The organism is Jeotgalicoccus halotolerans (assembly GCF_003387165.1).
Lineage (GTDB): Bacteria > Bacillota > Bacilli > Staphylococcales > Salinicoccaceae > Jeotgalicoccus > Jeotgalicoccus halotolerans.
Genome location: NZ_QUMW01000014.1, coordinates 127669 through 137492 on the forward strand (window position 1 = coordinate 127669; position 9824 = coordinate 137492).

Annotated in this window: 9 protein-coding genes; all 9 read left to right on the plus strand. The window is 43.1% G+C overall.

Annotated elements, in window-relative coordinates:
* Positions 1-7 precede the first annotated feature (7 nt).
* A complete protein-coding gene (gene yfmF / locus DFR63_RS10015) occupies positions 8-1282 on the plus strand; it encodes an EF-P 5-aminopentanol modification-associated protein YfmF (protein WP_115885807.1) in 1275 nt (424 codons plus the stop codon).
* Positions 1272-2567 (plus strand): EF-P 5-aminopentanol modification-associated protein YfmH, encoded by a 1296-nt coding sequence (gene yfmH, locus DFR63_RS10020; protein ID WP_115885808.1) that lies wholly within the window; start codon positions 1272-1274, stop codon positions 2565-2567. The genes yfmF and yfmH overlap by 11 nt, the downstream gene beginning before the upstream one ends.
* A complete protein-coding gene (locus DFR63_RS10025) occupies positions 2560-3246 on the plus strand; it encodes an SDR family oxidoreductase (RefSeq protein ID WP_115885809.1) in 687 nt (228 codons plus the stop codon). Before yfmH ends, DFR63_RS10025 begins: the two co-directional genes overlap by 8 nt.
* Positions 3243-4064 carry a DUF3388 domain-containing protein gene (locus DFR63_RS10030; RefSeq protein WP_245954176.1) on the plus strand — a complete coding sequence of 274 codons (822 nt, stop codon included), beginning with the start codon at positions 3243-3245 and terminating at the stop codon, positions 4062-4064. Before DFR63_RS10025 ends, DFR63_RS10030 begins: the two co-directional genes overlap by 4 nt.
* A gap of 16 nt (positions 4065-4080) precedes the next feature.
* Positions 4081-4926: a helix-turn-helix domain-containing protein gene (locus tag DFR63_RS10035; protein ID WP_115885811.1), complete on the plus strand. Its 846-nt coding sequence runs from the start codon at positions 4081-4083 to the stop codon at positions 4924-4926.
* A 5-nt stretch (positions 4927-4931) separates the two neighbouring features.
* On the plus strand, positions 4932-5516 hold the full coding sequence (pgsA, locus tag DFR63_RS10040; protein WP_115885812.1) for a CDP-diacylglycerol--glycerol-3-phosphate 3-phosphatidyltransferase: 585 nt from the start codon (positions 4932-4934) through the stop codon (positions 5514-5516).
* A 171-nt stretch (positions 5517-5687) separates the two neighbouring features.
* Positions 5688-6749: a recombinase RecA gene (gene recA / locus DFR63_RS10045; RefSeq protein ID WP_115885813.1), complete on the plus strand. Its 1062-nt coding sequence runs from the start codon at positions 5688-5690 to the stop codon at positions 6747-6749.
* Positions 6750-6918: 169 nt separating this feature from the next.
* Complete coding sequence (gene rny, locus DFR63_RS10050; protein WP_115885814.1) at positions 6919-8478, plus strand: ribonuclease Y; 1560 nt, start codon at positions 6919-6921, stop codon at positions 8476-8478.
* A gap of 615 nt (positions 8479-9093) precedes the next feature.
* The coding region (locus tag DFR63_RS10055; protein ID WP_147302217.1) for a nuclease-related domain-containing protein at positions 9094-9824 on the plus strand (731 nt) is incomplete at its 3' end.

A 9824-nucleotide genomic window follows, 5' to 3' on the forward strand; every position in this document is an offset into this window, starting at 1 on the left:
TTTTTTAATGCAGGGTGTAGACAAAAGAGTCATTAATAATGTGCCAATTGTAAAAATATATACAGAAAAATTTAAAACAGTCGTCGTGAGCGTCTATTTCAGAACGCCGCTCACGGGCGGCAGTGTGACTGTACGCAGTCTGCTCAGCCGCATGATGATTAAACAGACAGAAAAATTTACGTCAAATGCAGTGCTGCTTGAATATCTGGCAGAACATTACGGTGCGCATTTAACATCGAATGTTGTCAAAAAAGGCAGCGATCATATCGTTAAATTCTCAATTGAATTCGTCAATGATAAATTCATTATGGAAGATATCGACATGCTGAATGATATTACAGAACTCTTAAAAGACGTATTGCATACGCCGTTTAATTACGATGACTCGGATGAAGCATTTTTTGAGCGTGAAAAGCGCCTGATGACGAACCGCCTGAAGAGCATGCGCGATAATCATTCGCAGCGCGCCTTTGAAATGCTGCTCGAAACGATGTTTGAAACAGAAGACTATAGACACTTATCGTTCGGTGATTTAGACGATTTAGAGCGTTTAACTCTTGACGATGTGAAGGACGCCCACAGGAGCATGATGACAGAGGATGAAATGTCTATCCTCGTTGCGGGCAAGGTAGAAGATAAGGTATTTGATTACTTATCACGCCTGCACAGTCACGAAGAGACGAAAATGTATCCGTATAAAGGCTATCCGGTACGGGGTGTTCCCGAAGTGAAATATAAAACAGCACATGAGCGGATTGAGCAGGCGAAAGTGAATCTCGGTTTCCGTGTGCAGTATTCAGAGCCCGGAGATGTCATGGCGCTGAATGTCTTTAATCAGCTGTTCGGCGGCAGTGCGGCATCTCTTCTCTTTACGAATATCCGCGAAAAAATGAGCCTGGCATATTCGATTCATTCACAGGTCGATATAAAAAACGGCTACTTGTTTGTGCTGGCGGGTGTGGACAATGGCAATATTCAAGTGTTTGAAGATGCAGTGAAGCGAGAACTTAAGCGTGTCACCGACGGTGACTTTGAAGCATCCTTTGTCGAAGAAATTAAACGGAATATGCTGTCCAGCCGAAAGGAATCGATGGACAAGCCGCGCGGTTTAATTTCCTTAAACTACAATACGCTTTTAAAAGAACAGTCTGTAACAGCACCGGTGAAGAGCTGGACTGAACAGCTTGAAGCGATTACGAAAGAGGATGTCATCAGAATCGCAGAAAAAATTAAACTCGATACAGTATTTACGCTGAAAGGCGGTATAGACAATGACCAATAAATATACAACAGTCCGCTATGACCACCTGGATGAAGTCGTTCATAAACAGGTGATGGATAACGGCCTTGAGGTATTTATCATCGATAAAAAAGGCTACAATAAAAAATTTGCCACCTACACGGCGAAGTACGGTTCTGTGGACAATCACTTTAAAGCTCACGGCGAAGTCCACAATGTGCCGGACGGCATTGCGCACTTTTTAGAGCATAAAATGTTCGATAAAGAAGCGGGCGACGTCTTCAACAAGTTTTCTGAAATGGGTGCGAGTGCGAACGCCTTTACATCGATTGACAGAACGAGCTACCTGTTCAGCACGACGGAAAACTTCTTTGAAAATCTCCAGCTTTTAATGGATATGGTGGAAATACCGTACTTTACTCCTGAAAAAGTAGAGAAGGAAATCGGCATTATTAATGAAGAAATTAAAATGTACCAGGATAATCCAGGCTACCGCCTGTACCACGAAACGCTGAACGCTATGTACGAAAATTCACCGGTCGCTATCGACATTGCGGGGACGCTTGAGTCGATTTCGGAAATTACGGCGGAGCATCTGTACTTATGCCATAAGACGTTCTATGCGCCGGATAATATGGTAATGATTTTAGCGGGCGACTTTAATATAGAAGAAACTTTCGCGTATATAGAAGCGCATCAGAATTCACGGCCGGACTTCGAGCCGTCGGATATCGAACGTTTTATACCGGAAGAGCCCTACGCGGTTAAAACTAAAGAGAAAGTAATGGAGCTTGCGGTATCGACACCTAAAGTGATGCTCGGCTTTAAAACACTGCCGGATGACAGTGACAATGCGGTCCGGGAGCGCCGGGATGCAGCGATGCTCTTTGCACTCGATATGGTCTTCGGTGAACAGTCGCCGTATTACGAAGATCTTCTTGAACGAGGCATCGTCGATGATTCATTTAACTTCGCCTACCAGGAAGAAGAAATGGTGAGACATACGCTGATGGCAGCGGAAACGGCTGATTATGAAACGTTTACGGCGGAAATCGTGCGTATTATCGACGAAGTTAAAACGACTGACTTCTTTTCTGAAAAACGTCTTCAGAGTCAGAAACGCGAGCTCATGGGAGATTACTTAACGAGCCTGAACTCGCCTGAGTATATTGCCAACCAGTTTACGAAATATTATTTCGACGGCTATGATTTATATAACGTGCCTAGAGTAATCGACAGTATTACGCTGGAAGATATTAAAAACTACTTTAACAGTTCAATCGACACGAAAAACATGGTCGAAGTGATTGTGAAAGCTTATGAGTAATGTCGTTTTAGTCGGTGCAACGGGTGATATCGGAAAATGTATTCACGAATGTTTAAAAAATGATAAAATTATTACATTCTCACACAAAAACACGCCGGAATTAGACAGTACGCACCACTATCTCGACTTGTCACAGCCGTTTTCAGAAAGTGAGCTTGCAGGCTGTTTCAGCGGTGTGGAAACAGTCGATACACTGATTTTCACACCGGGTGAAGCGCTGTTTGAATTAATACAGGATACGACTTTAGAACAGGTCGACGGCCAGTACAACGTCAGCGTGAGGGCACTGATTACTTTTATCAAGGTGCTGCTGCCGAAGCTGAGACGGAGCCGTCGTGCGAGCATTATCGTAATCTCAAGTGTCTGGGGCACTTACGGTGCGAGCATGGAAAGCATCTACAGCACCTTTAAAGGGGCCCAGGAAACACTGGTCAAATCGCTCGCCAAGGAACTCGCGCCGTCGAATATAACAGTTAATGCTGTAGCACCCGGTGTCGTCCGTGGTAAAATGACTTTAAAGCTGTCTGAAGAAGACATAGCAATGATGCTGGAAGACCTGCCGCAAGGGCGCTTAATCGAACCCCGGGAGGTCGCTTCGGCGGCGGAATACTTGCTGTCAGAAAATGCGCGCAGCATTACTGGAGAAGTTTTGAAAATTAACGGGGGATGGTATACGTGAATACTGAGAAACCTAATTTTTATCCGGAACGCGACGAAGAAGTCTATTTGGAATATAAAAACCTCGATGACCGGCCAGGGCTGCTCGGCGATATTTTGAGTCTGATGGGAAATATCGGTCTCAGCATTAAAACGATTAACGGTGTTGAAGTCTCGCAGCGCGCCCTGCTGCTCCGTACCGATAATTTGTGGAAGCTTGAACGTTTTAAATGGATCTGCCGTCATGTCGATGAAATTGAAGTCGGCAAAATGCGGACGCCGACCATTACGGACCGGCTGACGCTCCGTCACGGCAGATTTATAAAGCGGGCGGAGGAAAACAAAAATATTTTCAGGTTTACACGTGATGAAATCAGTATCGTTGTAGACTTCCTTGCTATTCTGTTCGATATCGATGAAACTTTCCTGATTGGTGTACGCGGCATGCCGAGGGTCGGGAAGACAGAATCGGTCGTTGCCGGAAGTGTATCGGCCGGCGACAAATGGCTGTTTTTATCATCGACCATGTTAAAACAGACTGAACGCACGAGTCTCCACAAGCAGGAATTCGATAAAGGCAATGTTTACATTATCGACGGCGCGGTAACATCGAAATCTACAAATACGGATCATAAGCGTCTCGTGAACCAGGTGCTTAACTACGACGGTACAACAGTTGTGGAACATCCGGACCTGCTGATCGATGATCCATTCTTTAAATTAAAGCAGGAAGACTTTGATTATATTATCGAAATCCGAGAACACGAAGATCAGGAAATCACTTATGAAAAACATAAGAAACGTCACTGGTTCGAAAGTGACAATATGGACTTTTTCTAATTGGAGCTAACAAACTATGAAACTTGGGACATATTTACAAAATAAACGTGAAAAATCTGGCATCACCTTAAAAGAAATGGAGCGCGGTTCCGGTATTAAACGGAGCGTGCTTCAAATTATTGAAGCGGGTGACCTGACGCTTTTGCCGGAACCAAAACACACGCGTTTTCTGATTCGGAAATACGCGGATTTCCTGAACCTGGATGCTGAACAGCTGCTCGAGCGTTTCCAGGATGAAATCCCGGACACTAGAACTGATAATCAGAAGCGCAATCAGAAATCCAATCAGGATTTACAGTACTTAAAAAAGGTGCTGTTTGGTTTTATTACGATGATTCTCGTGCTCTTTGCCGTCTGGCTGGTGCTCCTGCAGATCGGCTCCCAAGGTGATATTTTCGAGACGAAAAGAATTTATGAAACAGAGAATGAAGTAACTGACTTCACCGCTGACAAGGAAGAAGAAGAGGAAGCACCTGAAGAAAGTCCGGCGGAAGAAGAATCAGAAGAGCCGGCTGAAGAAGCAGAAGAGGAAGCGGCTGAAGAACCGGGGGCTTCAGTGAACTTTGTCAACCGCGAAGGCAATACGCTGGTTTATAACGTCACAGCTCCGGAGGAACTGACGCTCGAACTGTCGGGTAATGAATCTTCCTGGGTCAGCTTAACAGATGACCTTGAAAATAATTATCTGTACGAGGAGTCGGACGGCGGCACTTTTGACATTGATCCTGAAGCAGCAGTTGTCAATCTCGCGCTCGGCAATTCAACTTCATTCGATATCTCTTTAAACGGCACCAGTGTCGATAACTCGCAGCGCGGTGACACGGTGACGGTTTATTATCAATTTAACATCACAAGGGAGTGAAACTATTGAACATACCTAACTGGCTAACCGTTTTCAGAGTCGTTTTAATTCCGGTCTTTTTAATCTTTGCACTCCTTGATTTCGGCTTCGGCACAATGACCTTTCTCGGCGGAGAAGTCATTCTGGTCGAACAGTTTATCGCAGCGGTGATCTTTGTGCTGGCTGCCTTGACTGATTTCTTAGACGGCTATCTTGCTCGGAAGTGGAATATGATTACGAACATGGGCAAGTTCTTAGATCCATTAGCCGATAAACTTCTCGTGACCGCCGGGCTGATTGTACTCGTTGAATGGCATACGATTTCGAGCTGGATTGCTGTCGTGATTATAGCGAGAGAATTCGCTGTAACGGGACTCCGCCTCCTGCAGATAGAGCAGGGGTTCGTCTCTGCAGCAGGGCAGCTCGGGAAAATTAAAACAGTTTTCCAGATGCTGGCGCTCGTCTTTCTCTTATTCGGTGATATTTTCACGGCATATGTCCCGTTCTCGCCGGGTCACTGGTTTATGTATATCGCGGTATTCTTTACGATACTGTCTGCAATAGAATACTTCTACAAAGGCCGCGACGTCTTTAAAGCGGACAAGAAATAAGAAAAACTGCGGTGATTTCACTGCAGTTTTCTTTGTTTTATAATGATTGTTTACGGATATAGAAATACTGTCCGCAATTATTTAATTTTTGTTTTCAGAAGCGAACATATATTCGCTTTTTTAATTTGTGCATGATATAATAATAAATGAGATTACGACTGGAGGTACATTATGGACGAGAGACATAAAGCGATAGATACTGTTATTAAAAACATGGAAAAGTCATTTGGTAAAGGTGCCGTTATGAAGCTTGGAGACGATGCGGGACGCAAAGTTAAAACAACTTCTTCGGGATCAGTCACATTAGATAGAGCACTCGGCGTCGGCGGATATCCGCAGGGCCGTATTATAGAAGTGTACGGACCGGAATCATCAGGTAAAACGACTGTAGCCCTGCACGCCATTGCAGAAGTACAGAGAAACGGCGGCATTGCTGCCTTTATCGACGCAGAGCACGCACTTGATCCGGAGTACGCAACAAAACTTGGCGTAGATATTGATAACTTATATATTTCACAGCCGGACACCGGTGAACAGGGACTTGAAATTACAGAAGCATTCGTTAGAAGCGGTGCAGTAGACATGGTCGTTGTCGACTCCGTTGCAGCACTTACACCGAGAGCTGAAATCGAAGGCGAGATGGGAGACTCTCACATGGGTCTGCAGGCGCGTCTAATGTCACAGGCCTTAAGAAAACTGTCGGGTGCCATTTCGAAAAGTAACACGACAGCAATATTCATTAACCAGGTCCGCGAAAAAATCGGAGTTATGTTCGGTAACCCCGAAACGACAACCGGCGGACGTGCGCTTAAATTTTACAGTTCGGTCCGCCTCGAAGTCCGCCGTGCAGAAAGCTTAAAAATCGGTCAGGACATCGTCGGTAACCGCACGAAAATTAAAGTAGTTAAAAACAAAGTCGCTCCGCCGTTTAAAGTGGCGGAAGTGGATATTATGTACGGTGAAGGTATTTCACACACAGGTGAAGTTATCGACTTAAGCGTTGAAGAGGACATCGTTGAGAAAAGCGGTGCCTGGTATTCTTACAACGGCGAACGACTTGGCCAGGGTAAAGAAAATGCCAAGAAGACACTGAAAGAAAATCCGGAACTGTTTGCGGAAATCGAACGCAAATTACGTTCTGCACTCGGCTTCGGCGAAGATGTTCCTGAAGAGGAAACAGGCAAAGAATCTGAAGAAGACGCAGGTTTATTTGATGAGGACGAACTAAAATAATATTTAAACTCTGATTAACGTTGAGTTCTTTGAATCAAGCGCCGGTATTATAAATACTCGTGCTTGATTTTCTTTATGATTATATTTAGAATTGAATTATATAATATTTTAATTAAAACTCATATTATATTTAACACACTTTAGAACCTTAGTTAGGGAGGTGTTTATTGTGGACTTAATAGACATTCTCTTTATCCTAATCGGTATTATTCTGGGTGTTGTTATCGGATATTTTATTGTCAATAATATATTGACTAACAAGCAGCGTCAGGCAAGGACTTCAGCTGAGCATATTATAAACGAAGCTAAAAAGGAATCCGAAAACCTGAAGAAAGAAAAGCTGCTCGAAGCGAAAGAAGAAAACCAAAATCTGAAAGAAGCTTTTGACAGCGAAATGAATACTCAGCGCAACGACTTGAAAGCGTTTGAAAACAGATTATTGCAGCGTGAAACATCGCTTGACAAGAAGAGTGAATCACTCGATAAGAAAGATGACATGCTGGAAAACAAAGAAGCTAAAATTGAAGAAAAACAGCAAATGGTTGATGCCAAGGATAATGAGATTAATGAAAAAATAAGTCAGCAAGAAACAGAATTATCCCGCATCTCCGGATTGACGCGCGATGAAGCACGTCAGGAAATGTTCTCTCAGGTAGAACACGAACTGTCACATGATATGGCTGTAATGGTTAAAGAAAAGAAAGAAAAAGCAAATCGGGAAGTAGACAAAGAAGCGCGTGAACTGCTCGCTATTACAGCGCAGCGTTACGCAGCCGAATACACTAGTGAGTCTACGGTATCAGTAGTCACATTACCGAACGATGAAATGAAAGGCCGCATTATCGGCCGTGAAGGACGAAACATCAGAACGCTTGAAACACTGACAGGTGTCGACCTTATTATCGACGACACACCTGAAGCAGTGATTCTGTCCGGTTTTGATCCAATCAGACGCCAAATTGCAAAAAGTGCACTCGAAGCACTAGTGCAGGACGGCCGCATCCACCCTGGACGCATTGAAGAAATGGTGGATAAAGCCCGGCGCAACATGGAAACTGAAATCCGTGACGCAGGTGAAGCTGCAGCGTTTGAACTCGATATTCACAATCTGCACCCCGAACTTGCAAAACACTTGGGCAAGATGAAATACCGCCTGAGCTACGGACAAAATGTGCTTAAGCACTCGATTGAAGTCGGCTACCTCGCAGGAATACTTGCGAGCGAACTCGGCGAAAATGTCGCTTTAGCCCGCCGTGCAGGACTGCTGCATGACATCGGCAAAGCAATCGACCACGAAATTGAAGGCTCCCATGTAGAAATCGGAGTCGAACTCGCAACCCGTTACAAAGAACAGGATACGGTAATCAATGCGATTCAGTCACACCACGGTGATGTAGAACCGACAAGTGTCATTTCAATTCTCGTAGCAGCAGCAGACGCACTCTCCGCAGCGCGCCCAGGCGCGCGCCGTGAAACTTTAGAAAATTACGTTAAACGGCTGGAGAGACTCGAAGAAATTGCAGAAAGCTACGACGGCGTAGAAAAAACATTTGCAATTCAGGCCGGACGCGAAATTCGCGTCATGGTAAGCCCTGAAGATATCGACGACTTAAAAGCACACCGTCTTGCAAGAGACATTAAAAAACGTGTAGAAGACGAACTGCAATACCCAGGACACATAAAAGTGACAGTTGTCCGCGAGATGAGGGCCATAGAATACGCAAAATAAAAAGATCAGAGACGAAAGTCTCTGATCTTTTTGTTTTCTGCGGGTTTGTTGGGAGGATCATCGTTAATCGTATATATGAGCTTCCTTCATGTCAACGCATCGCGTCTTTCGTATACGTGAGCGCCCGTCATGTCAACGCATCGAGCCTTTCGTATACATGAGATCCTGTCACGCGTACGCATCGAGTCTTTCGTATACATGAGACCCTGTCATGTCAACGCATCGAGTCTTTCGTATACATGAGACCCTGTCATGCCGACGCACCGCGTCTTTCGTATACATGAGCTTTCTTCATGTCAACGCATTGAGCCTTTCGTATACGTGAGCTCCTATAACCCAACAAAAAAAAGCGCTGAAAATCTATAAATTAATCTATAAATTTAATTTACTAGCATACCAATCAACTGATACTGTAAAACTCTAATATAACAAAATATAGCAACAATATTTATATAAGTTACAGAAATGTAACATACATTAAAAGGTAAAAGTATAAGAGTTTGTGTAAAAAGTAAACCAGTTTTGCTATTTTTGTATTGAAGTAACTTTTTTAAAAGGAAATCGTTGTTTCTCCCTATATATAGAGTAGAGGGTACTTTTTAAGGAGGAAGGATTATGTTTCTAAATAAAAGAATGGCGCCGGCAGAACTTATGCATTATCAAGCACTTGAAATTCGTAAAGAACTCAACAAAGATGAACAAAATAAAATGTGTAATCTAGAAAAAGGATTTGCCGGCGAAAAATTGTATGATAAAATTTTCAATGAAATTGGTCACGAGAATGTTTATGTATTGAGAGATGTTTATCTTAAAATAGGAAAAGTACTGACTCAGTACGACAGTATTATCGTTACTAATAATGGCGTGTCAGTGAATGAAATTAAAAACTTATCTGGTGATTATGAATACAGGGGAAATAAATGGTATAAAAATGCCAGTCATATGGAAAACAATCCCTATGTTCAGCTTAGCCGTGCAGAAAGTAAATTAATTAAGCTGAGCAATGATACTCCAATTAGTTTTCAAGTGGATGGAAAAGTTATTTTTATGAATGATGATTTCAGATTTTCTGCCGAAGATAAAAATATAGAGAATCAAACGATAATGATAAATTATTTAAGGAACTATTTTAGAGGATATAAGGCTGAACGATTAAATGAAAAAGCAAAAAAAATTGTACTTCTCATAAGAGATACAGTGGCAAATAATTCATATTTTGTTGAACATGCTGATATTACTAAACTGAAACGCGGTCTGTATTGCGGTTCTTGTAAACAATTCGATTTAGCTAAAGGGCAATTTCAATTCATTTGTAACAGCTGCGGATCAGTTGAGAGTTATGAAAC